Source organism: Cupriavidus basilensis (assembly GCF_000832305.1).
In the GTDB taxonomy this organism is placed as follows: domain Bacteria; phylum Pseudomonadota; class Gammaproteobacteria; order Burkholderiales; family Burkholderiaceae; genus Cupriavidus; species Cupriavidus basilensis_F.
Window position 1 is genome coordinate 1,216,571 of record NZ_CP010536.1, and the last position, 24,255, is coordinate 1,240,825.

Consider the following 24,255-nt stretch of genomic DNA (forward strand, 5'->3'; position numbering starts at 1 on the left):
AATGGCAGACATCAAGAATTACACCCTTAACTTCGGCCCGCAGCACCCTGCGGCACACGGCGTGCTGCGCCTTGTGCTGGAGCTGGACGGCGAAGTCATCCAGCGCGCCGACCCCCATATCGGCCTGCTGCACCGTGCCACCGAAAAGCTGGCCGAGCAGAAAACCTGGATCCAGAGCGTGCCGTACATGGACCGCCTCGACTACGTGTCGATGATGGTCAACGAGCATGCCTACGTGATGGCCATCGAGAAGATGCTGGGTCTCGAGGTGCCGATCCGTGCGCAATACATCCGCGTGATGTTCGACGAAATCACGCGCTTGCTGAACCACCTGATGTGGATCGGCTCGCACGCGCTCGACGTGGGCGCGATGGCGGTGTTCCTGTACGCCTTCCGCGAACGCGAAGACATGTTCGACATGTATGAGGCGGTGTCGGGCGCGCGCATGCACGCGGCCTACTACCGTCCGGGCGGCGTCTACCGCGATCTGCCGGACACGATGCCGCAATACAAGGCGTCGAAGATCCACAACGAGCGCGCCATCAAGGCCATGAACGAAGCGCGTTCGGGCTCGCTGCTGGACTTCATCGAGGACTTCACCAACCGCTTCCCGAAGTACGTCGACGAATACGAGACGCTGCTGACGGACAACCGGATCTGGAAGCAACGCCTGGTTGGCATCGGCGTGGTGAGCCCCGAGCGTGCGCTGCAGATGGGCTTTACCGGCCCGATGCTGCGCGGCTCCGGCATCGAGTGGGACCTGCGCAAGAAGCAGCCCTACGAAGTGTATGACCGCATGGACTTCCAGGTGCCGGTGGGCGTGGGCGGCGATTGCTACTCCCGCTACCTGGTGCGCGTGGAAGAAATGCGCCAGTCCAACAACATCATCAAGCAGTGCATCGACTGGCTGCGCCGCAATCCGGGCCCGGTGATGAGCGACAACCACAAGGTTGCGCCGCCGTCGCGCGTGGACATGAAGTCGAACATGGAAGAGCTGATCCACCACTTCAAGCTCTTCACCGAAGGCATTCACGTGCCCGAAGGCGAGACTTATGCGGCGGTGGAGCACCCGAAGGGCGAGTTCGGCATCTATGCCATCTCCGACGGTGCGAACAAGCCGTATCGCCTGAAGATCCGTGCCCCGGGCTTTGCCCATCTGGCCGCACTGGATGAAATGGCCAAGGGCCACATGATTGCGGATGCGGTAACGATCATCGGTACGCAAGACATCGTCTTCGGCGAAATCGACCGCTGACGAGCTAACAAGAGCCGCCGGCCCCGGACGACGATCCGGGCGCCCCTGGCACGGACCCACAAAAGATCGTGTCCGGTCACGGGAAACCCGCGGTGAGCCCGGCATGCCTTTGACATGCGGGCTGCAACGGCAGCGACGGCTGCAAACCTGCGGGATGCGCGCCATGTGGCGGCGCAGATCCGCAAATGACACGGCGTATTACAGCAACGACCATGCTATCAGCAGAAGCTCTCAAGGAAATCGATCGCGCGATCGCCAAGTATCCGGCTGACCAGAAGCAGTCGGCCGTGATGGCGGCGTTGGCCGTGGCGCAGGGCGAAGTGGGCTGGGTCTCCCCGGAAGTCATGCAGTTTGTTGCCAGCTACCTCGACATGCCGCCGGTATGGGTCGAGGAGGTCGCAACCTTCTACAACATGTACGACACCAAGCCGGTCGGCAAGTACAAGCTGACCGTCTGCACCAACCTGCCGTGCGCACTCTCCGGCGGCGAACGTGCCGGCGACTACCTCAAGCAGAAGCTGGGGATCGGCTACAACGAAACCACCCCGTGCGGCACCTTCACCCTCAAGGAAGGCGAGTGCATGGGTGCCTGCGGCGACGCACCGGTGATGATCGTCAACAATACCCGCATGTGCAGCCATATGAGCGACGCCAAGCTGGACGCGCTCGTCGACGAGCTCAAGGCCGCCGGCAGCACTGCAGCCAAGGGGGACAAGTAACATGACCTCTCTGCACGACCGTCATATCAAGCCGCTGATCCTGGCTGGCCTCGATGGCAGCAACTGGCACCTCGACGACTACGTCAAGCGCGGTGGCTACCAGCAGCTCAAGCGCATCCTGACCGAGAAGATTACGCCCGAACAGGTGATCGCGGACGTCAAGGCCTCCGGCCTGCGCGGCCGTGGCGGCGCGGGGTTTCCCACCGGCCTGAAGTGGAGCTTCATGCCGCGTCAGTTCCCCGGCCAGAAATACCTGGTCTGCAACACCGACGAGGGCGAGCCCGGTACCTTCAAGGACCGCGACATCATCCGCTACAACCCGCATGCGCTGATCGAAGGCATGGCCATCGGTGCGTACGCGATGGGCATCACCGTGGGCTACAACTACATCCACGGCGAGATCTGGAACGAGTACAAGATCTTCGAGCAAGCCCTCGAAGAGGCGCGTGCCGCCGGTTTCCTGGGTGACAACATCCTGGGCTCGGGCTTCGACTTCCAGTTGCACGCCCACCACGGCTACGGCGCCTACATCTGTGGCGAGGAAACCGCGCTGCTCGAATCGCTGGAAGGCAAGAAAGGCCAGCCGCGCTTCAAGCCGCCGTTCCCGGCCAGCTTCGGCCTGTACGGCAAGCCGACCACCATCAACAACACGGAAACGTTTGCCGCGGTGCCGTTCCTGTTGTCGATCGGGCCGGAAAATTACCTGAAGATGGGCAAGCCGAACAACGGCGGCTCCAAGATCTTCTCGATCTCCGGCGACGTCGAGCGCCCCGGCAACTACGAGATCCCGCTGGGCACGCCGTTCGCGACCCTGCTGGAACTCGCCGGCGGCATGCGCGGCGGCAAGCGCATCAAGGCAGTGATCCCGGGCGGCTCGTCCGCGCCGGTGGTGCCGGGCGACATGATGATGGCGTCCGACATGGACTATGACTCGATCGCCAAGGCCGGCTCGATGCTGGGCTCGGGCGCGGTGATCGTGATGGACGAGACGCGCTGCATGGTTCGCTCGCTGCTGCGTCTGTCGTATTTCTACTTTGAAGAATCGTGCGGCCAGTGCACGCCGTGCCGTGAAGGCACCGGCTGGCTCTATCGCATGGTGAATCGTATCGAACACGGAGAAGGGCGCCAGGAAGATCTGGACCTGCTCAATAACGTCGCTGAAAACATCATGGGCCGCACTATCTGCGCGCTTGGTGATGCGGCAGCGATGCCGGTCCGCGGCATGCTCAAGCACTACTGGAAAGAGTTCGAATATCACGTCGAACACAAGCAGTGCATGGTTCCGGCCTACTCTTAAGCGTGGCAGAACATGGTTGAACTCGAGATCGACGGCAAGAAGGTTGAGGTTGCTGAAGGCAGCCTGGTGATGGAAGCCGCCCGCCAGTTGGGCACCTACATCCCGCACTTCTGCTACCACCGTAAATTGTCCATCGCGGCGAACTGCCGCATGTGCCTGGTTGAGGTTGAGAAAGCGCCCAAGGCGCTGCCCGCCTGCGCCACGCCGGTCACCCCTGGCATGAAGGTCTTCACCAATTCGGAGAAGGCAGTCAAGGCCCAGAAGTCGGTGATGGAATTCCTGCTGATCAACCACCCGCTGGACTGCCCGATCTGCGATCAGGGCGGCGAGTGCCAGTTGCAGGATCTGGCGGTGGGCTACGGTGCATCGGAATCGCGCTACAAGGAAGAAAAGCGCGTCGTATTCCACAAGAACGTGGGCCCGCTGATCTCCATGGAAGAGATGAGCCGCTGCATCCACTGCACCCGCTGCGTGCGCTTTGGCCAGGAAGTGGCCGGCGTGATGGAGCTGGGCATGCTGGGCCGTGGCGAGCACTCCGAGATCACGACCTTCGTTGGCCAGACCGTGGATTCGGAACTGTCCGGCAACATGATCGACCTTTGCCCGGTCGGCGCGCTGACCAGCAAGCCGTTCCGCTACTCGGCACGTACCTGGGAACTGGCACGCCGCAAGTCGGTGTCGCCGCACGATGGCCTGGGCGCGAACCTGGTGGTGCAGACCAAGAACCAGCGCGTGATGCGCGTGCTGCCGCTGGACAACGAAGCCGTCAACGAATGCTGGCTGTCCGACAAGGACCGCTTCTCGTACGAAGGCCTCAACAGCCCGGACCGCCTCACCAAGCCGCTCGTCAAGCAGGGCGGCGAGTGGATGGAAACCGACTGGCAGACTGCGCTGGAATACGTGGCCAACGGCCTCGCGAGCATCAAGCGCGACCATGGCGCCGACCAGATCGCCGCGCTGGCCAGCCCGCACAGCACGCTGGAAGAACTCCACCTGCTGGGCAAGCTGGTGCGTGGCCTGGGCAGCGACAACGTCGACTTCCGCCAGCGCCAGACCGATTTCTCGGCCGCCATCAAGGGCGCGCCGTGGCTTGGCCTGCCGATCGCCGATGTCTCCGCGCTGCAACGCGTGCTGGTGATCGGTTCCGCCCTGCGCAAGGATCATCCGCTGCTGGCCGCGCGTCTGCGCCAGGCTGGCAAGAAGGGGGCCCGCGTGGCCGTCCTCGGCGCCAGCGCTGACGATCTGCTGATGCCGCTGGCCGCACGCATTGACGTGGCGCCGTCCGGCTGGACCGCAGCCCTGGCCGGCGTGGCACGTGCCGTTGCCGCTGCCAAGGGCGTGGCCGCTCCGGCGGGCACCGATGGCTTCGATGGCGATGACAAGGCCAGGCTGGTTGCCGACGCGCTGTTGTCGGGCGAGCGCCGCGCGGTGTTCCTCGGTAACGAGGCCGTGCGTCACCCGCAATTCGCCGCGCTGCATGCGCTGGCACAGTGGATCGCGACGGAAACCGGCGCCACGCTGGGCTTCCTGACCGAAGCCGCGAACACCGTCGGTGGCTATATCGCCGGCGCGCTGCCGCAGAACGGCGGCGCCAATGCGCAGGCCATGTTCGACACGCCGCGCCGTGCCTACGTGCTGTTGAACACGGAACCCGAGTTCGATGCCGCCAACCCGACCCAGGCGCTGGCTGCGCTGGCCCAGGCCGGCACCGTGGTGGTCCTGTCCGCGTTCCGCTCGGACGCCGCGCTGCAATATGCCGACGTGATCCTGCCGGTGACCCCGTTCACCGAAACCGCCGGCACGTTCGTGAACTGCGAAGGCCTGCCGCAAAGCTTCAACGGCGTCGTCCGCGCGCTGGGCGATTCGCGTCCGGGCTGGAAGGTGCTGCGCGTGCTGGGCAACCTGCTGGACGTGCCTGGCTTCGACTTCGAGACCGCCGAAAGCGTGCGCGACGAAGTGCTGGCCAAGCCGGTCGCACCGCAACTGAACAATGGCACCGACGCGGCCATCCGCGTTACCGCCCAGGTCGCGGGTGGGATCGAACGCATCGCCGATGTGCCGATCTACCACGCCGACCCGATCGTGCGCCGTGCCGATTCGCTGCAACTGTCCGCAGCCGCTCGCCGCGCCATGCAAGCCGGCCTGTCGGCCGACCTGTTCGCCTCGCTGGGTGTGCAGGCTGGCGACCCGGTGCGCGTGACGCAAGGGCAGGGCAGCGTGGTGCTGCCGGCCGCCCTCGAAGCCATGTTGCCTGCCGGCACCGTGCGCGTGTCCGCTGGCACCGTTGCCGCGACCACGCTGGGTGCGCCGTCTGGCACTGTCACCGTAGAGAAAGCCATCGACCTGGCCGCCACCGCGAAGGGCGCGGCCGAGCCGGCGGCCACGGCATAAGAAGAGCGAGAAAGAAACATGATCGATTGGATTACCTCGCAAGGACAGAATCTCTTCGGCGGCGCCTGGACGCCGCTGTGGATCCTGATTCGCGCCGTGGTCATTGTGGTGCCGCTGCTGTTGTGCGTGGCCTACCTGATCCTGTGGGAGCGCAAGCTGATTGGCTGGATGCACGTGCGTATCGGCCCGAACCGGGTCGGGCCGCTGGGCCTGCTGCAGCCGATCGCCGACGTGCTCAAGCTGCTGCTCAAGGAAGTGATGATGCCCACGCAGGTCAGCCGGGGCATGTACCTGGTTGCCCCGCTGATGGTGCTGATGCCCGCCGTGGCGATCTGGGCGGTGATTCCGTTCCAGGCCGAAGTGGTGATGGCCAACGTCAACGCCGGCCTGCTGTACGTGATGGCGATCAGCTCGGTTGGCGTCTACGGCGTGATCCTGGCCGGTTGGGCCTCCAACTCCAAGTACGCCTTCATCGGCGCCATGCGTGCCGCGGCGCAGATGGTGTCGTATGAAATCGCCATGGGCTTTGCCCTGGTGACGGTGCTGATGGTGTCGGGCAGCCTGAACCTGTCGGCCATCGTCAACTCGCAGAACACCGGCTATTTCGCCAACATGGGGATCAACGTACTGTCGTGGAACTGGCTGCCGCTGCTGCCCATGTTCGGCGTGTACTTCATCTCCGGCGTGGCCGAAACCAACCGCCACCCGTTCGACGTGGTGGAAGGCGAGTCGGAAATCGTTGCCGGCCACATGATCGAATACTCGGGCATGGGCTTCGCGCTGTTCTTCCTGGCTGAGTACATCAACATGATCGTCATCTCGACGATGACCGCGTTGATGTTCCTGGGAGGCTGGGCGCCGCCGTTCGAGAGCTTCATCACCAATGCGGTCCCGGGCTTCTTCTGGCTGGTGATCAAGGTATTTTTGCTGCTGTCGGTGTTTATCTGGATTCGTGCTTCGTTCCCGCGCTACCGCTATGACCAGATCATGCGCCTGGGCTGGAAGATCTTCATCCCGCTGACGGTGGGCTGGCTGGTCATCGTCGCGATCTGGATCCGGTCGCCCTGGAATATCTGGCATTGAACGGCCAAAGCAGGGGCGCTGCCACGACAGGCGGCGCCCTGCGGAATCATTAGGAAGCAATCGTCATGCTGCTCGCCATCAAGGACTTCTTCAACAGCCTGCTCCTGAAGGAACTCTTCAAGGGCATGGCTCTGACCGGGCGCTATCTCTTCGCCCGCAAGATTACGGTCCAGTTCCCCGAAGAGAAAACGCCGATGTCGCCGCGTTTTCGCGGCCTGCACGCGCTGCGCCGTTACCCCAACGGCGAAGAGCGCTGCATCGCCTGCAAGCTGTGCGAAGCGGTTTGCCCGGCTGTGGCCATCTCCATCGAGTCCGATGCCCGCGCCGATGGCACGCGTCGCACCACGCGCTATGACATCGACCTAACAAAGTGCATCTTCTGCGGCTTCTGCGAAGAAGCTTGCCCGGTCGACGCCATCGTCGAGACGCATATTCTCGAATACCACGGCGAAAAGCGCGGCGACCTGTACTTCACCAAGGACATGCTGCTGGCAGTGGGCGACCGCTACGAGCCGCAGATCGCCGCGGCCAAGGCCGCGGACGCCAAGTATCGCTGATAAGCGCATTACAGGGCATGCCCGCCGAACCTGGCGGGCGTTGCCAATGCATTGTGAATCGGGCCCCGTGTGGGGCTAACGAAAAGGATGCCGCAAGGGCAGGCCACCAGGGGTGGCTTGTGCCGGAAGGCTCGACGAGGACCATGGAACTCACGACCACCATCTTCTATGTCTTTGCGCTGGTGCTGGTGCTCTCCGCACTGAAAGTCATCACCGCGAAGAACCCGGTGCACTCCGCACTGTTCCTCGTGCTGTCGTTTTTTACGGCAGCCGCGATCTGGATGCTGCTGAAGGCCGAATTCCTCGCCATCCTGCTGGTGCTGGTGTACGTGGGCGCCGTGATGGTGCTGTTCCTGTTCGTGGTGATGATGATCGATATCGACATCGAGCACCTGCGGCGGGACTTCTGGACCTATGTGCCGCTGGCTTCGGTGATCGGCGCGCTGATCATCGGCGAGATGGCCACCGTGCTGGTGCGTAACTTCATCGGCACCACGGTGCCGCTGAACAACGTGGCGCAGGGCCCGGACTACTCCAACACGGCCGCGCTCGGCAAGCTGATCTACACCGACTACATCTACGCCTTTGAAGTGGCGGGCATCATCCTGCTGGTGGCGATCATCGCCGCCGTCGCGCTGACGCTGCGCCGCCGCAAGGACAACAAGTCGCAAGACGTGGGCGAGCAGTTGCGTACCCGCCGCCAGGACCGCGTGCGCCTGGTCTCGATGCCCAGCGAAGCCCGTGCCGGCACCCAAGCCAGCCCGGATGCCGCGGCTGCCGCTAACAAGAACTAAAGCCCGGAGAAACGCTGTGCTCTCTCTCGCCCATTTCCTCGTGCTCGGTGCGATCCTGTTCGCCATCAGCATCGTTGGTATTTTCCTGAACCGCAAGAACGTGATCGTGCTGCTGATGGCGATCGAGCTGATGCTGCTTGCGGTCAATATGAACTTCGTCGCCTTCTCGCACTATCTGGGCGACCTGGCAGGACAGGTTTTCGTTTTCTTTATCCTCACGGTGGCTGCGGCCGAATCGGCAATCGGCCTTGCAATCCTGGTCGTGCTGTTCCGCAACCTGGACACGATCAACGTGGACGACATGGACACCCTCAAGGGTTGATCCGCGCCGCTACGTTATGAATCAAGACCGTTCTCCGACCGCACACCACTAAGCGTCCTATGGCAACCACGCTCGACCCCAACCTGCTACTGGCGATTCCGCTCGCACCGCTCGCCGGTGCAGCCATCGCCGGCCTGTTCGGCACCAAGTTCTTCAGCACATTCTCCTCGGAGACACGCGCCGGCCGCACGCTGGCCCACACCGTGACGATTCTCGGCGTGGCGATTTCCTGCCTGCTGTCGATCATCGTGCTGATGGACGTCATGAACGGCGCGAGCTTCAACGCCACCGTGTACGAGTGGATGAAGATCGGCGACCTGAAGATGGAAGTGGGCTTCCTGGTCGACTCGCTGACCGCGATGATGATGGTGGTGGTGACCTTCGTCTCGCTGATGGTGCACATCTACACCGTCGGTTACATGAGCGAAGACCCCGGCTACAACCGCTTCTTCGCCTACATCTCGCTGTTCACCTTCTCGATGCTGATGCTGGTGATGAGCAACAACTTCCTGCAGCTGTTCTTCGGCTGGGAAGCTGTGGGCCTGGTGTCGTACCTGCTGATCGGCTTCTGGTACACCCGCCCGACCGCCATCTTCGCCAACCTGAAGGCGTTCCTGGTCAACCGCGTGGGTGACTTCGGCTTCATCCTCGGCATCGGCCTGCTGCTGGCCTACAGCGGCAGCATGAACTACACCGAAGTCTTCGCCGCGCGCGACCAGCTGGCCACGGTGATCTTCCCGGGCACCGACTGGTTGATGATCACGGTCGCCTGCATCTGCCTGTTCATCGGCGCCATGGGCAAGTCGGCGCAGTTCCCGCTGCACGTGTGGCTGCCTGACTCGATGGAAGGCCCGACCCCGATCTCCGCGCTGATCCACGCCGCCACCATGGTGACGGCCGGCATCTTCATGGTCGCGCGCATGTCGCCGCTGTTCGAGCTGTCGGACACCGCGCTGTCGTTCGTGCTGGTGATCGGCGCCATTACCGCGCTGTTCATGGGCTTCCTGGGCATCATCCAGAACGACATCAAGCGCGTGGTGGCTTACTCCACGCTGTCGCAGCTGGGCTACATGACCGTCGCCCTGGGCGCCTCGGCATACTCGGTGGCCGTGTTCCACCTGATGACCCACGCATTCTTCAAGGCACTGCTGTTCCTTGCCGCGGGCTCGGTCATCATCGGCATGCACCACGATCAGGACATCCGCAACATGGGTGGCCTGCGCAAATACATGCCGATTACCTGGATCACCTCGCTGGTGGGCTCGCTGGCCCTGATCGGCACGCCGTTCTTTGCTGGTTTCTACTCCAAGGACTCGATTATCGAGGCCGTGGCCGAGTCGCATATCCCGGGCTCGGGATTCGCTTACTTCGCGGTGCTGGCAGGGGTGTTCGTCACGGCGTTCTACTCGTTCCGCATGTACTTCCTGGTGTTCCACGGCGAAGAGCGTTTCGGCAAGGAAGACCACCACGCGCATCACGCCGGCAACCATGACGATGAGGAGGCAACGGCCGACCATCATCACGGCCTGGCCCCGGGCGAGAAGCCGCACGAGTCGCCGTGGGTCGTCACGCTGCCGCTGGTGCTGCTGGCCATCCCGTCGGTGGTGATCGGCGCGATCGCGATCGGCCCGATGCTGTTCGGCGACTTCTTCAAGAATGGCGTGGCCTTCAAGAACGTGATCTACGTGGGCGAGAACCACCATGCGATGGCGGAACTGACCGAAGCCTTCCACGGCTGGGTGGCGATGGGCCTGCATTCGCTGACCACGCCGGTGCTGTGGCTGGCCATCTCGGGTGTGGTGCTGTCCTGGTTCTTCTACATGAAGCGCCCGGATATCCCCGCCGCGATCAAGCAACGCTGCTCGGGCCTGTACACGCTGCTCGACAACAAGTACTACATGGACGCCATCAACGAGGCAGTGTTTGCCCGCGGTGCACGTCTGCTTGGCACCGGCCTGTGGAAGGGCGGCGACCAGGGGCTGATCGATGGCCTGGTGGTCAACGGTGCCGCACGTGTGGTCGGCTGGTTCGCTTCGGTGAGCCGCTACCTGCAGTCCGGCTATATCTACCATTACGCATTCGCCATGATCCTGGGCATGCTGGTACTGCTGACGATGACGGTGTTCGGCACCTCACTCGCCACAGTGGGCACCAAGTAAGGAAAACAAGAAAATGGTTCTGTCTTTCGCTATCTGGCTGCCGATCTTTTTTGGCCTGCTGATACTAGCCTCGGGTTCCGACCGCAGCCGCTGCTATGTGCGCTGGATGTCGCTGTTCGGCTCCATCGTCAGCTTCATCGTCACGCTGCCTCTGGTGTTTCATTTCGACCGCTCCACGGCGGCCATGCAGTTCGTCGAGAAGTCGAGCTGGATCGAGCGCTTCAACATCAACTACCACCTGGGTGTCGACGGCATCTCGATGTGGTTCGTGGTGCTGACCGCCTTCATCACGGTGATCGTGGTGATCGCCGCCTGGGAGGTGATCACCGAGCGCGTGGCCGAGTACATGGCAGCGTTCCTGATCCTGTCGGGCGTGATGGTCGGCGTGTTCTGCGCGCTCGACGGCATGCTGTTCTACGTGTTCTTCGAAGCCACGCTGATCCCGATGTACATCATCATCGGTGTCTGGGGCGGCCCGAACCGTGTCTACGCGGCCTTCAAGTTCTTCCTCTACACGCTGCTCGGCTCGCTGCTGACGCTGGTTGCGCTGCTGTACCTGTACAGCAAGACCGGTACGTTCGAGATCCTCGAATGGCACCAGGCCAAGCTGTCGATGAACGAGCAGATCGCGCTGTTCATTGCCTTCTTCATGGCCTTCGCCGTGAAGGTGCCGATGTGGCCCGTCCACACCTGGCTGCCCGACGCCCACGTGGAAGCGCCGACCGGCGGCTCGGTGGTGCTGGCTGCCATCATGCTGAAGCTGGGCGCCTACGGTTTCCTGCGTTTCTCGCTGCCGATCGCACCCGACGCCAGCCATAGCCTGTCCGCGTTCATCATCGCGATCTCGCTGATCGCCGTCATTTACATCGGTCTGGTCGCGCTGGTGCAGGCCGACATGAAGAAGCTGGTGGCGTACTCGTCGATCGCCCACATGGGCTTCGTCACGCTGGGCTTCTTCATCTTCAACGAGATCGGCATCGAGGGCGGCATCATCCAGATGATCTCCCACGGCTTTATCTCGGGCGCCATGTTCCTTTGCATCGGCGTGCTGTATGACCGGGTGCACTCGCGCCAGATCGCCGATTACGGCGGTGTGGTGAACACCATGCCGAAGTTCGCGGCGCTGTCGGTGTTCTTCGCCATGGCCAACTGCGGCCTGCCGGCTACCTCGGGTTTCGTCGGTGAGTTCATGGTCATCCTGGGCGCGGTCAAGTTCAATTTCTGGATCGGCCTGCTGGCAGCCACGGCACTAATCCTGGGCGCCGCCTATTCGCTGTGGATGGTCAAGCGCGTGATCTTTGGCGACGTGGTGCACAAGCACGTCGCCGAGCTGGTCGACCTGAGCAAGCGCGAGTTCCTGATGCTCGGCCTGCTGGCGATCATGACCCTGTATATGGGCCTGTATCCGAAACCCTTCACCGATGTGATGCACGCTTCCGTGGTGAACCTGCTGTCGCACGTGGCGCAGTCGAAGCTGTAATCGGGGAGAGAAACAAACATGCAACCGTCCTCGACATTGGCACCTGTGGCGCCAATCATTTTCCTGGCGATCGGGATCGCCGCGGTCAACTGGATCGACCTTGCTCGTGGCAAGAACCGCACCAGCGTGGCCTATCCGCTGTCGCTGCTGATCACGCTGGTGCTGACCGCGTGGTTCGGCATCAACGGCGTGGCCGGCGAGACCCATTACGCCTTCGCCAACCTGGTGGTGGTGGACCCGATGGCCAACCTGCTGTCGGCCTTCGCTTCCGCGGCGCTGTTCGTCACGCTGGTCTACACCCGTAGCTACCTGGCCGACCGCGACATGTTCAGCGGCGAGTTCTACATGCTCGCGCTGTTCACGCTCGGCGGGCAGATCGTGATGATTACCGGCAACAACTTCCTGACCCTGTACCTGGGCCTGGAACTGCTGTCGCTGGCATCCTACGCGCTGGTGGCCTTGCGCCGCGACAACCGCGTGACCTCCGAATCCGCCATCAAGTACTTCGTGCTGGGCGCACTGGCCTCGGGCTTCCTGCTGTATGGCATGTCCATGCTGTACGGCGCCACCGGCTCGCTGAACCTCGGCGAAGTGTTCCGCGTGGTGGAATCGGGCCGCGTCAACACCACCATGCTGGCCTTCGGCGTGGTTTTCATCGTGGCCGGCATTGCGTTCAAGATGGGCGCCGCACCGTTCCACATGTGGATCCCGGACATCTACCAGGGCTCGCCGACCGCGGTGACGCTGCTGATCGCTGGCGCGCCCAAGCTGGCCGCGTTCGCCATGGCGCTGCGCCTGCTGGTGGAAGGCCTGCTGCCGCTGGCGGTGGACTGGCAAGTCATGCTGATGGTGCTGGCCGTGGCGTCGCTCGCCATCGGCAACCTGACCGCCATCGTGCAGACCAACCTGAAGCGGATGCTGGCTTACTCCACCATCTCGCACATGGGCTTCCTGCTGCTGGGCCTGCTGTCCGGCGTGGCCGACGGCAAGGCCGACGGCGCCGCCAGCGCCTACGGTTCGTCGATGTTCTATGCCGTGACCTACGTGCTGACCACGCTGGGCACCTTCGGCATCGTGCTGCTGCGCGCCGGCAAGGATTTCGAAGCCGAGACCCTGGACGACCTCAAGGGCCTGTCGCGCAAGAACCCCTGGTACGCGCTGCTGATGCTGGTGATGATGTTCTCGCTGGCCGGCATTCCGCCGACCATGGGCTTCTACGCCAAGCTGGCGGTGCTCGAAGCCGTGGTCAAGAGCGGCATGACCTGGCTGGCCGTGGTGGCAGTGCTGTTCTCGCTGATCGGCGCGTTCTACTACCTGCGTATCGTCAAGCTGATGTACTTCGATGCGCCGGCCGACGAGCGCAAGCTGGAGTCCAGCTTTGGCCTGCGTTCGATGCTGACGCTGAACGGCGCGGTCATCATTGCCCTGGGCCTGTTCCCCGCGGCGCTGATGAACCTGTGCTACCAGGCGATCCGCGCCACGCTGGCGTCCTGATGCACCACGGCGGCGTAGCGATATGAGTTCATCCGCGGCGGGCTGGTTTGTCATCTTGTTGGCATTGGTCTGTGCCAACCTGCCGTTCATCAACCAGCGGCTGTTCGCGCTGATTCCGCTGCGTTTGGCCAGGAAGCCGCTGTGGATGAGGCTGGCTGAGTTGATCACCTGGTATGTGGCGGCAGGCCTGGCCGGCTTCGCCGTGGAGGCGGGGCTGGGCAATGCCTTCCCGCAGGGCTGGCAGTTCTACGCCATTACCGCCTGCATGATGCTGGTGTTTGCCTTCCCGGGCTTCACCTGGCAGTACCTCGTCAAACATCGCGCGGCTTGACAGCCGGGTAGCGAAGGCGCCCGGGCCGGCCGCGTCCGGACCCGGAGCTTTCATGAGCGACAAGATTGACACGCTGGACGCTAGCGAAATCGCCGCTGGCAGCGATCAAGGCCTGAAGGAAGTGTGCGTGGCGTCCGCCACGCTGCACACAGGCAGATTCCTCACTCTCAAGCAAGATATCGTCAAGCTGCCCGACGGCAAGCATGCCGGGCGGGAATACGTGCTGCATCCGGGCGCGGTGATGATGATCCCGCTGTTCGACGATGGCACCGTGCTGCTGGAGCGGCAATACCGCTACCCGGTTGGCGAAGTGATGCTGGAGTTTCCTGCCGGCAAGCTGGATCCCCAGGAAGGCGCACAGCGCTGCGGCGAGCGCGAGCTGCGGGAGGAAACCGGCTACAGCGCGCGGCGTTGGGATTACCTCACGCGCATCCATCCCGTCATTTCGTATTCCACAGAGTTTATCGATATCTTCCTGGCGCGGGACCTGACCGCCGGGCCGGCACAGCTCGATGAAGGCGAATTCCTCGAGACGTTTATCGTGCCGGCGGGGCAGGTGATCGATTGGGTGCGCTCGGGGCGGATTACCGACGTGAAGACGATCATCGGCGCGTTCTGGCTGGAGAAGGTGGTGTCGGGGGTATGGGAGGCGGGGGAGCAGCTACTGCCGCGATAAGGGGTGTTTGTGGGGAGGGCGGCACCGTTTGTGTTTGCGTCTGAGGCCCTGACGCGTCCCACCTCCCAACGGCGTAAAATCCCCTTTAGCCGTGTGATCGCAGCCATACCTCATCCTCCTTTGCACAAGGCTCCCCGCCAAGGGGATCAGTAATGGCCGCAAAAAAATTAGCACGACCGTTCACAAAATTCCGTTTCGCGGATACTATAGCTTTCGACGGGCTGGAAACATCATGAAGGTGCTCGACCTGCGCTGCGCGCAAGACCATCGTTTCGAGGGCTGGTTTGCTTCGGAGGACGACGCGCAATCGCAGATTTCGCGAAATCTCGTCCAATGTCCGGTCTGCGAAGACCATGCCATCACCCGGCTGCCCAGCGCGCCGCGCCTGAATCTCTCGGGTGCGGCCGCCGCGCCGGCGGGCAAGCCGGCTGGGGCGAAGGCCCCCGCGGCGCCGGCGACACTGCAGTCGCTTTACCTGAAGGCGGTAAAGCAGGTGCTGGCGCAGACCGAAGATGTGGGCGAACGCTTTGCCGAAGAGGCCAGGCGCATGCATTACGACGAAGCGCCGGAACGCGGGATCCGCGGCACGGCGTCGCCGGACGAAGTGCAGGCGCTTGCCGAAGAAGGCATCGATACTTTCCAGCTCGTGGTGCCGGATGCGCTCAAGCAGACGGCTCACTGAATAGCGTCCTGTGCCCAAGGCAGTGTTCTTGCCGGCGCATGACGCGCTAGCTAGAACAAACTGCCGGTCTCACACCGGCATCACTGGAGACGGGCATGGATCTCAACTATTCGGCGTCCGACGATGCCTTCCGCGCCGAAGTGCGCGGCTGGCTGGAGGCCAACCTGCCGGCGGAAATCAGCAGCAAGATTCTGAATCACCGCCGCCCCAACCGCGACGACCTGGTGCGCTGGCACAAGCTGCTGGCGGGCCGTGGCTGGTCCGCGCCGCACTGGCCGGTGCAGTATGGCGGCACGGGCTGGAACGCAACGCAGCGTCATATCTGGGACGAGGAAAATGCCCGCGTCGGCGCGCCCGGCGTGCTGCCCTTCGGCGTGGCCATGGTCGCGCCCGTGATCATGAAGTACGGCAGCGAGGCGCAGAAGTCGTACTACCTCCCGCGCATCCTGGATTGCACCGACTGGTGGTGCCAGGGTTACTCCGAGCCGGGCTCGGGTTCCGACCTGGCGTCGCTGAAGACCCGCGCCGAGCTGACTTCGGACGGCAAGCACTACATCGTCAACGGCCAGAAGACCTGGACCACGCTCGGCCAGCACGCCGACATGATCTTCTGCCTGGTCCGCACCGATTTCGAAGCCAAGAAGCAAGAAGGCATCTCCTTCCTGCTGATCGACATGAAGACCCCGGGCATCACCGTGCGCCCGATCATCATGCTCGACGAAGAGCATGAAGTGAACGAAGTGTTCTTCGACAACGTCCAGGTGCCGGTGGAGAACCGCGTCGGCGAGGAAAACCGCGGCTGGACTTACGCCAAGTACCTGCTCGGCCATGAGCGCACCGGCATCGCCCGCGTGGGCAACTCCAAGCGCGAGCTGGGCTTCCTCAAGCGCGTGGCCAAGCAACAGCAGAAGAACGGCCGTCCGCTGCTGGAAGACCCGCTGTTCGGCGCCAAGGTTGCCGCGCTGGAAATCGAGCTGATGGCGCTGGAGTTGACCGTGCTGCGCGTGGTGTCGAGCGAGAGCGCTGGCAAGGGCCCCGGCCCCGAGGCATCGATGCTCAAGATCAAGGGCACCGAGATCCAGCAGATGCTGACCGAGCTGATGGTGGAGGCCGTCGGCCCCTACGCCCAGCCGTTCGACACCGCCTACCTGGAATGCGAACACGAACACGCGGTGACCGGCTACGACGACGCCGCGCCGCTGGCCGCTTACTACTTCAACTATCGCAAGACCTCCATCTATGGCGGGTCCAACGAAATTCAGAAGAACATCATCAGCCAGATGATCCTGGGGCTGTGAGGAGACACGCGATATGAACTTCAATCTCAGCGACGAACAGAAGCAACTGGCTGACGCCGTCCACCGCTTCATCGACAAAGACTACGATTTCGAGACCCGCAAGAAGGGCATCAAGGCCGAGGCCGGCCATAGCGATGCCGCCTGGGGCGCGCTGGTCGAACTCGGCCTGACCGCGCTGCCGGTGCCGGAAGCGCAGGGCGGCTTCTCGGGCACGCCCATCGACATGATGGTGGTGATGCAGGAGCTGGGCCGCGGCCTGGTGGTCGAGCCGTACTTCGCCACCGTGGTTGCCGCCTACGCGCTCAAGCTGGCCGGCGGCCAGGACGCGCTGCTGGAGCAGGTTGCCGGCGGCGAGCTGAAGCTGGCCACCGCCTTCAACGAGCCGCATGCCCGCTATGCGCTCAACGACGTGCGCGTGACGGCCAAGGGCGGCAAGCTCAATGGCCGCAAGGTCGTGACCATTCACGGCGCGCAAGCCGGCAAGCTGGTCGTCTCGGCCCGCACCAGCGGCGCCGATGCTGACACCAGCGGCATCTCGCTGTTCCTGGTGGACCCGAAGGCGGCTGGCGTCAGCATTACCGACTACCGCACCATCGACAACCTGCGCGCCGCTGATATCACCTTCAAGGACGCGCAGGGCGAACTGCTGGGCACCGAAGGCGCGGCGTTTGCGCTGATCGAGCAGGTGGCCGACTACGCCGCCGTGCTGCTGTGCGCAGAGGCCGTTGGCGTGATTGACACGCTCAATGCCGCCACGTTGGAATACGCCAAGACCCGCCAGCAGTTCGGCGTGCCGATCGCGCGCTTCCAGGCACTGCAGCACCGCATGGTGGAGATGTTCATCCACGCCGAGCAATCGCGTTCCATCACGTTGCTGGCCGCCGCCAAGTTCGACGAGGCCAGCCCGGAAGAACGCCGTCGCTTTGCCTCTGCGGCCAAGGCACGCGTGGGCCAGGCGGCTCGCTCGGTCGGCCAGGAGGCCGTGCAGATCCACGGCGGCATGGGCGTCACCGACGAACTGCCGGCGGCGCACATGTTCAAGCGCCTGACGCTGATCAACACCACCTTCGGGGATGTCGATCATCACCTGTCGCGCTTTGCGACACAGCCGGGTTTCCTGGAAACGGCCTGATCCAGGTTGAATCAAAAAACCGCGCCGGTTGTCCCAGGCGCGGTTTTTTGTTATGAATTGATCTCGCATTTCTGCCGCGAATCTCGCGCCTCGCGCCTCGCATCTTGCATCTCGTATCTCGCATTCATCGTTGACGGAGCGATTCATGTCCACCCTGTATTTCGAAGATTTCGCCGTCGGCAGCAAGCGCGACCTCGGGTCCCATCTGGTGACGGAAGAGGAGATCCTGACCTTCGCCCGGCAGTATGATCCCCAGCCGTTCCACATCGACAAGGAAGCCGCGCAGAAAAGCATCTACAAGAACCTGATCTCCAGCGGCTGGATGACCTGCTCGATCATGATGCGCCTGCTGGTGGACAACATGACCTCCAAGGCCGCCAGCATGGGCTCGCCCGGCGTGGATGAAATCCGCTGGCTCAAGCCGGTCTATGCGGGCGATACGCTGAGCGTGTCGCTGGTGGTGCTGGATGCGCGCGCTTCCTCGTCCAAGCCGGACCGCGGTGTGGTGCACACCCAGTGGGAAGCCACCAACCAGCGCGGCGAACTGGTCTGCACCGTCAAGGGAATGGGCATGTACGGACGGCGGCCCGCCTGATGTTTCTCAAGCTTCATCCCGGCCATCCCGGCCACTAACGACAACACGTACAACACGTACAACACGTACAACAAGGAGACACCATGCGTACCATCGCTTCGCTCGAAGAACTGGAAAGCCTGCAAGGCCAGGAAGTGGCCATCAGCGACTGGATCGAGATCACCCAGCAGCAGGTCAACCAGTTCGCCGAAGCCACTGGTGATCACCAATGGATTCACGTCGACGTGGAGCGTGCCCGCCGCGAATCGCCGTTCGGCGGCCCGGTGGCGCATGGCTTCCTGACGTTGTCGCTGCTGCCGGCGTTCATGCACAACGCGCTCGATATGCCGGGCGTGAAGATGGGCGTCAACTATGGCCTGAACCGCGTGCGTTTTACCGCGCCGGTGCCGGTCGGCAGCCGCCTGCGCGCGCGCGTGAAGCTGCTCTCGGTGGAGCGCCTGGAGCCCCTGCCGAACGCGCCCGCGCTGGTCGGCGCCCAGTCCAACTGGGAAGTCACGGTAGAGCGCGAAGGCAGCGAGCGCCCGGTGTGCGTGGCGGAATCCATCAGCCGCCGCTACTCGTAAGCCTGACAGGCCGCCGCGGCCGTCGCGGCCTGGTGGCGGTCATCCAGTCAGGGCACAGCTCAGGCCGGCGAACGCGCGGCCGCCACGTCTTGCGGCGAGGCCGCCAGCGCCTTTGCGGAGCGCTCGGGATGGATCCAGCATAAGCCAATCACGCCACTTGCCAGCAGCAGCAGGGCGTTGATTGTGAAGCCCACATCAAAGCCCCCGTTCATGCCATGGCGCTGTACCAGTTGCCCCACCACCGCCGGCGCCAGGATGCCGGCCAGCGTGATCAGCGCCGTGTGGATCGACAACACGCTGCCGCGCTGGCCCTCCGGCACGATCTGCGCGAGCATGGCCGGTGTCAGGGCGAACGCCACGGGCGGCAGGCATGCCGCCACGGCAATCAGCAAGGTCTTGGGCACCGGCGCCAGCGTGATGGCTGCGATCGCCAGGTACACGGCGCCGCCTGCCAGCGCGGCCATCGAGATGACTACGCCACGTGCAAGCCGCGACGATGCGCCTGCGCGCAGCATGCGCTGCGACAACCAGCTCAGGATCAGCGTGACGGGCATGGCCGAGGCGACGATGGCCGCATACCAGCGCCCGGTGATGACCGCGTCGAAGCCCAGGCCCTTTTCCAGATAGGCAGGCAGCCAGGTCAGGCCCAGCGCCAGCGCCCAATATGCGCAGAAGCCAATGGCCAGGCAGGCCAGCACGGTCGGGTCGCGGAAAATGCGCAGATAGGGCAGGCGCACGGGCGCAGCCGCGGTGCCGGCGCGTGGTGCGCTTGCCTGTGTGATCGGTCCCTCGCGTCCCACGCAGAGCCACATTGCGCTCCACGCCATGCCGATGCCGGCCAGGATCATGAAATTGGCGCGCCAGCCCCATCGTATCGTCACCAGTGGGATCAGTAGTCCCGCCAGCAGCAGGCCTACGGTGGCCCCTTGGTTGATCATCGCCACCGGCAGGTTGCGCTTGTGGTCCGGAAACCATTTGAACAGCGCGTGCACGGAGATCGGGAAGGCCGGCCCTTCGGCCGCGCCAAGCAGCATGCGGCATACCAGGATGGTCATGGCCGATCCCGCCAGCGCCAGCGGGACCTGCAGCACGGCCCACGACAAGCCCATTGTCAGCAGCAGCCAGCGCGCGGCCACGCGATTGGACAAAAAGCCGACCAGCACGGTGGATAGCGAGAACAGCCAGAAGAAGCTGCTGGCGATCAGGCCGAACTCGGCCGGCGGTAGCTTCAGGTCTGCCATCAGCGGCACGGCAACCATGCCCAGCACGATCTTGTCGAGGAAATTGATCAGCGAGAGCCAGGTCAGCATCGAGGCCATGGCCCAGGCGCTGCGTGGCTGGTAGGACGCAAGTGTATTCATCGGTCGGCCTCAGGATCGGTTCAACGTGTTGGCTTGGAGCTCGCTCGTTTCGGTGGCCGCTGCATCCAGGTGCTGCTCGATCAGTGCGAGCAGGCGCTCGGGCTGTTCCAGCATCACCAGGTGCCCGCTGTCGATCTCCGCGTAGCTGGCGCCGCCAATTGCCTCGGCGAGCGCGCGGCAATGCGCCGGCGGCACCATCTGGTCGTGGCGCATGCCGATCACGAGCGTGGCGGCGCGGATGCGGGGCAGCAGCGGCGTGATGTCGATGATGGCGTCGAGCCCGGCCTGGCGGTCGCTGCCGGGCGCTAGGCTCGCGCCGAAGCGCCGCAGCATGCCCTCGACGGTGGCGTCGTCCATGCGCGCGATGAAAGCCTCCGATACGCCATTGAGCAGGAGCATGCGCGCCAGCTGACGGCGGTCCGACCGCGCCAGCGACTGCCACAGCGTAAACAGCAGGCGCATGCGGCTATCGGTCCGCGCCCAGGCGCCAAACAAGACCAGGCGCCGCACGCGTTCCGGCATCAGCGCGGCCGCGGTGGCGGCCACCACGCCGCCTAGCGAATAACCGACCAGGTCCACGGGCTGGTCTCCCGCCAGCGCCATGCAGTCGCGCACCTGTCCGACCAGCGCATCGAGCGTCAGCGGCGCGCCGTCGTCACGGGTCTCACCAGAGCCCGCAAGGTCCGGCGCCAGGCAGCGCCTGCGCTGCGCTAGCCCGGGCAGCAGGGCGGCCCAGTTGGTTTCCGCGCTGGAACTGGTGCCGTGCACGAGAAGAGTCGGCCGTCCGGTGCCGGCCTCGATCAAACTGGTTCGGATAGGCTCCGACGCGATTTCCAGGCGTTGCATGTGAAGTCGTCCTCGAACGGTGGGTGTCAATGCAATCGATGTTGTCGATGTCGTCGATGTCGTCGATGTCGTCGATGTGGCAGGCGCCGGCGGCCGGGCAATGCTAGGACCGTTCGCCGGCATGGCGCAGCACGAAGTGCCCCCAGTGCGGCTTGCGCGTCTTCCACCAATAGGCGGTGGCGTGGCTCGACCAGTTGTTGGTGACCCTGCCGCTGGCCGACTTGTACCAACTGCTGCACGAGCCCGCCCACGCGGTCTGGCCGATGGCCGCCTGCAACGCCTGGTTGAAGCGCGTCACCACCTCCGGACGCACCTCCATGGAGGCGAAGCGCGCCGAGCGGCAGGCCCGGATGCACTGCAGGACATAGCGGGCCTGGCACTCGAGCATGAAAATGATGGAGTTGTGGCCCAGGTTGGTATTGGGGCCGTACAGCACGAACAGGTTGGGAAATCCCGGCGCCGTCATGCCGAGATACGCCTCTGGATCCTCGTGCCATTGATCGGCCAGGGTGCGTCCGTGGCGCCCGGTGATGCGGATAGGGGCGAGGAAGGAGCGGGCGTCGAAGCCGGTGGCGAAGACGATGGCGTCGGCCCGATGCCTGGCGCCGTCGGCCGTGACCACGGCGTCGGCTTCGACGTGGTCGATGCGGGCGGTCTCGACATGCACGTTCGGCCGCTTGAGCGCCTGGTAGAAATCGTCGGAGATCAGGATGCGCTTGCAGCCGATCGGGTAGTCGGGCGTGAGCCTGGTGCGTAGCACCGGGTCGGGAATCATGTGCGCGAGGTAGCGGCGCGCCAGCGTTTCCAATTCCCGGTTGCGGCCGCTGTCCCGTTGCATGCGCCCGAAGCGCAGTTCACGCTGCAGGTAGAGGTGCCAGCGATGCAGCCGGGCCGTCCACGGGTGGCGTTCGAAGCGCGCCTGTTGTCCGGATGTATAGGCCTCGCCGTTGCGCGGCAGCACCCAGTTGGCGCTGCGCTGGAATACCGTCAGCTTGCCTGCTTCCGGCGCGATGCGCGGGATGAACTGCAGCGCGCTGGCGCCATTGCCGATCACCGCGACCTGCTTGTCGCGCAGATCGGCGTCATGGCGCCAGCGCGCGGAATGGAAGGCCGTGCCGGCAAAGCGATCCAGTCCTGCAATATCCGGCGTCAGCGGGCGGTTGAGTTGCCCGGTGCCGCTGACGAGGATGCGCGCGGCGATGGTGTCGCCGTTGCTGGTGCTCACCCGCCACAGGCAGGCGGCTTGGTCGTAGCGCGCCTCGGTGACCTCCGTGCCGAAGCGGATATGCCCGAGCAGCCCGAAGCGCTCGGCGCAGTGCTGCAGGTAGCGATGGATCTCCGGCTGGGGCGAGTATGCACTGGACCAGTCCGGCTTGGGCGCGAACGAGAAACTATAAAGATGGGAGGGGATGTCGCAGCCGCAGCCCGGGTAGGTGTTGTCCCGCCACGTGCCGCCCACGGTGGCGGCCTTCTCCAGCACGACAAAGTCATCGATGCCGGCTTGCTTGAGCTTGATGCCCATGCACATGCCGGCCACGCCAGCGCCGATGATGACGATCTGGTCCGCGCCGGACGTCGTTGACGCTTTCAATGGGCTGTCTCCGTCGTGCTTTTATTGGTGGTCGCGGCGCGCGCGGCAACGCCGTGGCGCGCAATCGAGAGGCCACCTTAGAGCCGATTGCGGATTCGGGCAAGGCACGGCGCAACATGCGTGCCGCCATGTGCCCCAATCTGAATCAGCCGGCGCCGTCGCACAGGCTTGGTGCGTGACGCATGCGCACTATCGTGGTGCGATGGGTGGCCTGGCGGCCTGCGGAGGCCGCCAGGCCGTGTGCACAGCCTTGTATACAAGCTTGTATGCCATGGCATGCTAGTTGCAGAAGAAGTACCCGGGGTGCGTTGTTCCTCTATCCAACATGACAATCTGGGAGCTGCAATGAAAAGACGTGACATGCTGAAGCTGTCGGCGGTAGCCACCGCGGCCTTGTTTGCAACGGCAGGCGTGAGCCCGCTGGCATTGGCGCAGTCCAAGGAACCGATCAAGGTCGGTATCCTGCATTCGTTGTCCGGCACCATGGCCATTTCCGAGACTTCGCTCAAGGACGTGGCGCTGATGACCATCGATGAGATCAACAAGAGCGGCGGCGTGCTTGGCCGCAAGCTTGAGCCGGTCGTGGTCGATCCCGCTTCCAACTGGCCGCTGTTCGCCGAGAAGGCGCGCCAGTTGATCACCAAGGATAAGGTTGCCGTCACGTTCGGCTGCTGGACCTCGGTGTCGCGCAAGTCGGTGCTGCCCGTTTATGAAGAGCTGAACTCGCTGTTGTTCTATCCGGTGCAGTACGAAGGCGAGGAGATGTCCAAGAACGTCTTCTACACCGGCGCGGCGCCCAACCAGCAGGCCATTCCCGCGGTGGAATACCTGATGAGCAAGGAAGGCGGCGGCGCCAAGCGCTTCTTCCTGCTTGGCACCGACTACGTCTACCCGCGCACCACCAACAAGATCCTGCGTGCCTTCCTGAAGAGCAAGGGCGTGGCGGACAAGGATATCGAAGAGGTCTACACGCCGTTCGGACACAGCGACTACCAGACCATTGTCGCCAATATCAAGAAGTTCTCGCAAGGCGGCAAGACCGCTGTGATCTCCACCATCAACGGCGACTCCAACGTGCCCTTCTACAAGGAACTGGGCAACGCTGGCCTGAAGGCCAAGGACGTGCCGGTGGTGGCGTTCTCGGTGGGCGAGGAAGAACTGCGCGGCATCGACACCAAGCCGCTGGTGGGCCACCTGGCCGCATGGAACTACTTCATGTCGGTCAAGAACCCGGAAAACGAAGCCTTCAAGAAGCAATGGGCGGCGTGGGTCAAGGCGAACAACCTGCCGGGCGGCGACAAGCGCGTGACCAACGATCCGATGGAAGCCACCTACGTGGGCATCCATATGTGGGCGCAAGCCGTCAAGAAGGCCGGCACGACCGATCCCGACAAGGTGCGTGCCGCGATGTATGGCCAGACCTTCAAGGCGCCGGACGGCTTCACCTTGACCATGGGCGAGAACCATCACCTGTACAAGCCGGTGATGATCGGCGAGATCAAGGGCGATGGCCAGTTCACGGTGGTGTGGAAGACGCCCAAGGCTGTGCGTGCGCAGCCGTGGAGCCCGTTCATCGCGGGTAACGAAGGCAAGCCGGACAAGGTGATGTAAGCCGGGCTTCCGCTTGGC

General features: G+C 63.8%; 22 protein-coding genes. 19 read left to right on the forward strand and 3 right to left on the reverse strand.

Translation table 11 applies throughout. The features are described from left to right. Position 1 precedes the first annotated feature (1 nt). From RR42_RS05525 to RR42_RS05610, 18 genes are all read left to right on the forward strand, one after another. Positions 2-1,255 carry an NADH-quinone oxidoreductase subunit D gene (locus RR42_RS05525; RefSeq protein ID WP_006156835.1) on the forward strand — a complete coding sequence of 418 codons (1,254 nt, stop codon included), beginning with the start codon at positions 2-4 and terminating at the stop codon, positions 1,253-1,255. Positions 1,256-1,467: 212 nt separating this feature from the next. After that, positions 1,468-1,974 carry an NADH-quinone oxidoreductase subunit NuoE gene (nuoE, locus tag RR42_RS05530; protein WP_006156834.1) on the forward strand — a complete coding sequence of 169 codons (507 nt, stop codon included), beginning with the start codon at positions 1,468-1,470 and terminating at the stop codon, positions 1,972-1,974. A gap of 1 nt (position 1,975) precedes the next feature. Further along, positions 1,976-3,271: an NADH-quinone oxidoreductase subunit NuoF gene (nuoF, locus tag RR42_RS05535; protein WP_043344740.1), complete on the forward strand. Its 1,296-nt coding sequence runs from the start codon at positions 1,976-1,978 to the stop codon at positions 3,269-3,271. Between the two features lie 12 nt (positions 3,272-3,283). Then, a complete protein-coding gene (nuoG, locus tag RR42_RS05540; RefSeq protein WP_043344742.1) occupies positions 3,284-5,662 on the forward strand; it encodes an NADH-quinone oxidoreductase subunit NuoG in 2,379 nt (792 codons plus the stop codon). 18 nt (positions 5,663-5,680) lie between these two features. Further along, positions 5,681-6,745 (forward strand): NADH-quinone oxidoreductase subunit NuoH, encoded by a 1,065-nt coding sequence (gene nuoH / locus RR42_RS05545; protein WP_043344744.1) that lies wholly within the window; start codon positions 5,681-5,683, stop codon positions 6,743-6,745. 65 nt (positions 6,746-6,810) lie between these two features. Further along, positions 6,811-7,302, forward strand: a complete 492-nt coding sequence (gene nuoI, locus RR42_RS05550; RefSeq protein WP_006156830.1) for an NADH-quinone oxidoreductase subunit NuoI — start codon at positions 6,811-6,813, stop codon at positions 7,300-7,302. A gap of 143 nt (positions 7,303-7,445) precedes the next feature. Further along, positions 7,446-8,096 carry an NADH-quinone oxidoreductase subunit J gene (locus RR42_RS05555; protein ID WP_043344747.1) on the forward strand — a complete coding sequence of 217 codons (651 nt, stop codon included), beginning with the start codon at positions 7,446-7,448 and terminating at the stop codon, positions 8,094-8,096. A gap of 16 nt (positions 8,097-8,112) precedes the next feature. Continuing rightward, on the forward strand, positions 8,113-8,418 hold the full coding sequence (nuoK, locus tag RR42_RS05560) for an NADH-quinone oxidoreductase subunit NuoK (RefSeq protein WP_006156828.1): 306 nt from the start codon (positions 8,113-8,115) through the stop codon (positions 8,416-8,418). Between the two features lie 59 nt (positions 8,419-8,477). Further along, positions 8,478-10,577: an NADH-quinone oxidoreductase subunit L gene (gene nuoL, locus RR42_RS05565; protein ID WP_043344748.1), complete on the forward strand. Its 2,100-nt coding sequence runs from the start codon at positions 8,478-8,480 to the stop codon at positions 10,575-10,577. A 13-nt stretch (positions 10,578-10,590) separates the two neighbouring features. Then, the gene (locus RR42_RS05570; protein ID WP_043344751.1) at positions 10,591-12,057 is read left to right on the forward strand and encodes an NADH-quinone oxidoreductase subunit M; all 1,467 of its coding nucleotides are present in this window, start codon (positions 10,591-10,593) and stop codon (positions 12,055-12,057) included. 18 nt (positions 12,058-12,075) lie between these two features. Beyond that, on the forward strand, positions 12,076-13,551 hold the full coding sequence (gene nuoN, locus RR42_RS05575; RefSeq protein ID WP_043344753.1) for an NADH-quinone oxidoreductase subunit NuoN: 1,476 nt from the start codon (positions 12,076-12,078) through the stop codon (positions 13,549-13,551). A gap of 22 nt (positions 13,552-13,573) precedes the next feature. Further along, entirely contained in the window at positions 13,574-13,882 is a 309-nt protein-coding gene (locus RR42_RS05580; protein ID WP_043344755.1) for a DUF2818 family protein, read from the forward strand. A 52-nt stretch (positions 13,883-13,934) separates the two neighbouring features. Beyond that, positions 13,935-14,558, forward strand: a complete 624-nt coding sequence (locus RR42_RS05585) for an NUDIX domain-containing protein (RefSeq protein ID WP_043344757.1) — start codon at positions 13,935-13,937, stop codon at positions 14,556-14,558. Between the two features lie 232 nt (positions 14,559-14,790). Beyond that, positions 14,791-15,240: a DUF1178 family protein gene (locus RR42_RS05590; protein ID WP_043344759.1), complete on the forward strand. Its 450-nt coding sequence runs from the start codon at positions 14,791-14,793 to the stop codon at positions 15,238-15,240. A gap of 95 nt (positions 15,241-15,335) precedes the next feature. After that, positions 15,336-16,538, forward strand: a complete 1,203-nt coding sequence (locus RR42_RS05595) for an acyl-CoA dehydrogenase family protein (RefSeq protein WP_043344761.1) — start codon at positions 15,336-15,338, stop codon at positions 16,536-16,538. 13 nt (positions 16,539-16,551) lie between these two features. Further along, a complete protein-coding gene (locus RR42_RS05600) occupies positions 16,552-17,670 on the forward strand; it encodes an acyl-CoA dehydrogenase family protein (RefSeq protein WP_043344762.1) in 1,119 nt (372 codons plus the stop codon). 145 nt (positions 17,671-17,815) lie between these two features. Then, the gene (locus RR42_RS05605) at positions 17,816-18,265 is read left to right on the forward strand and encodes a MaoC family dehydratase (RefSeq protein ID WP_043344764.1); all 450 of its coding nucleotides are present in this window, start codon (positions 17,816-17,818) and stop codon (positions 18,263-18,265) included. Positions 18,266-18,348: 83 nt separating this feature from the next. Next, a complete protein-coding gene (locus tag RR42_RS05610; protein WP_043344765.1) occupies positions 18,349-18,828 on the forward strand; it encodes a MaoC family dehydratase in 480 nt (159 codons plus the stop codon). 59 nt (positions 18,829-18,887) lie between these two features. Here the strand turns inward: RR42_RS05610 and RR42_RS05615 are convergent, their stop codons facing one another. The 3 genes from RR42_RS05615 to RR42_RS05625 all read right to left on the reverse strand — a co-directional run bounded on the left by RR42_RS05615 (position 18,888) and on the right by RR42_RS05625 (position 22,626). Next, positions 18,888-20,189: an MFS transporter gene (locus RR42_RS05615; RefSeq protein ID WP_043344766.1), complete on the reverse strand. Its 1,302-nt coding sequence runs from the start codon at positions 20,187-20,189 to the stop codon at positions 18,888-18,890. A gap of 9 nt (positions 20,190-20,198) precedes the next feature. Beyond that, positions 20,199-21,035, reverse strand: a complete 837-nt coding sequence (locus tag RR42_RS05620; protein WP_052494469.1) for an alpha/beta fold hydrolase — start codon at positions 21,033-21,035, stop codon at positions 20,199-20,201. Positions 21,036-21,138: 103 nt separating this feature from the next. Further along, positions 21,139-22,626, reverse strand: a complete 1,488-nt coding sequence (locus RR42_RS05625; RefSeq protein WP_043344767.1) for a flavin-containing monooxygenase — start codon at positions 22,624-22,626, stop codon at positions 21,139-21,141. 345 nt (positions 22,627-22,971) lie between these two features. Between RR42_RS05625 and urtA the strand changes: the two genes are divergently transcribed. Beyond that, positions 22,972-24,237 carry an urea ABC transporter substrate-binding protein gene (gene urtA, locus RR42_RS05630; protein WP_043344769.1) on the forward strand — a complete coding sequence of 422 codons (1,266 nt, stop codon included), beginning with the start codon at positions 22,972-22,974 and terminating at the stop codon, positions 24,235-24,237. The last annotated feature ends 18 nt before the right edge of the window (positions 24,238-24,255 follow it).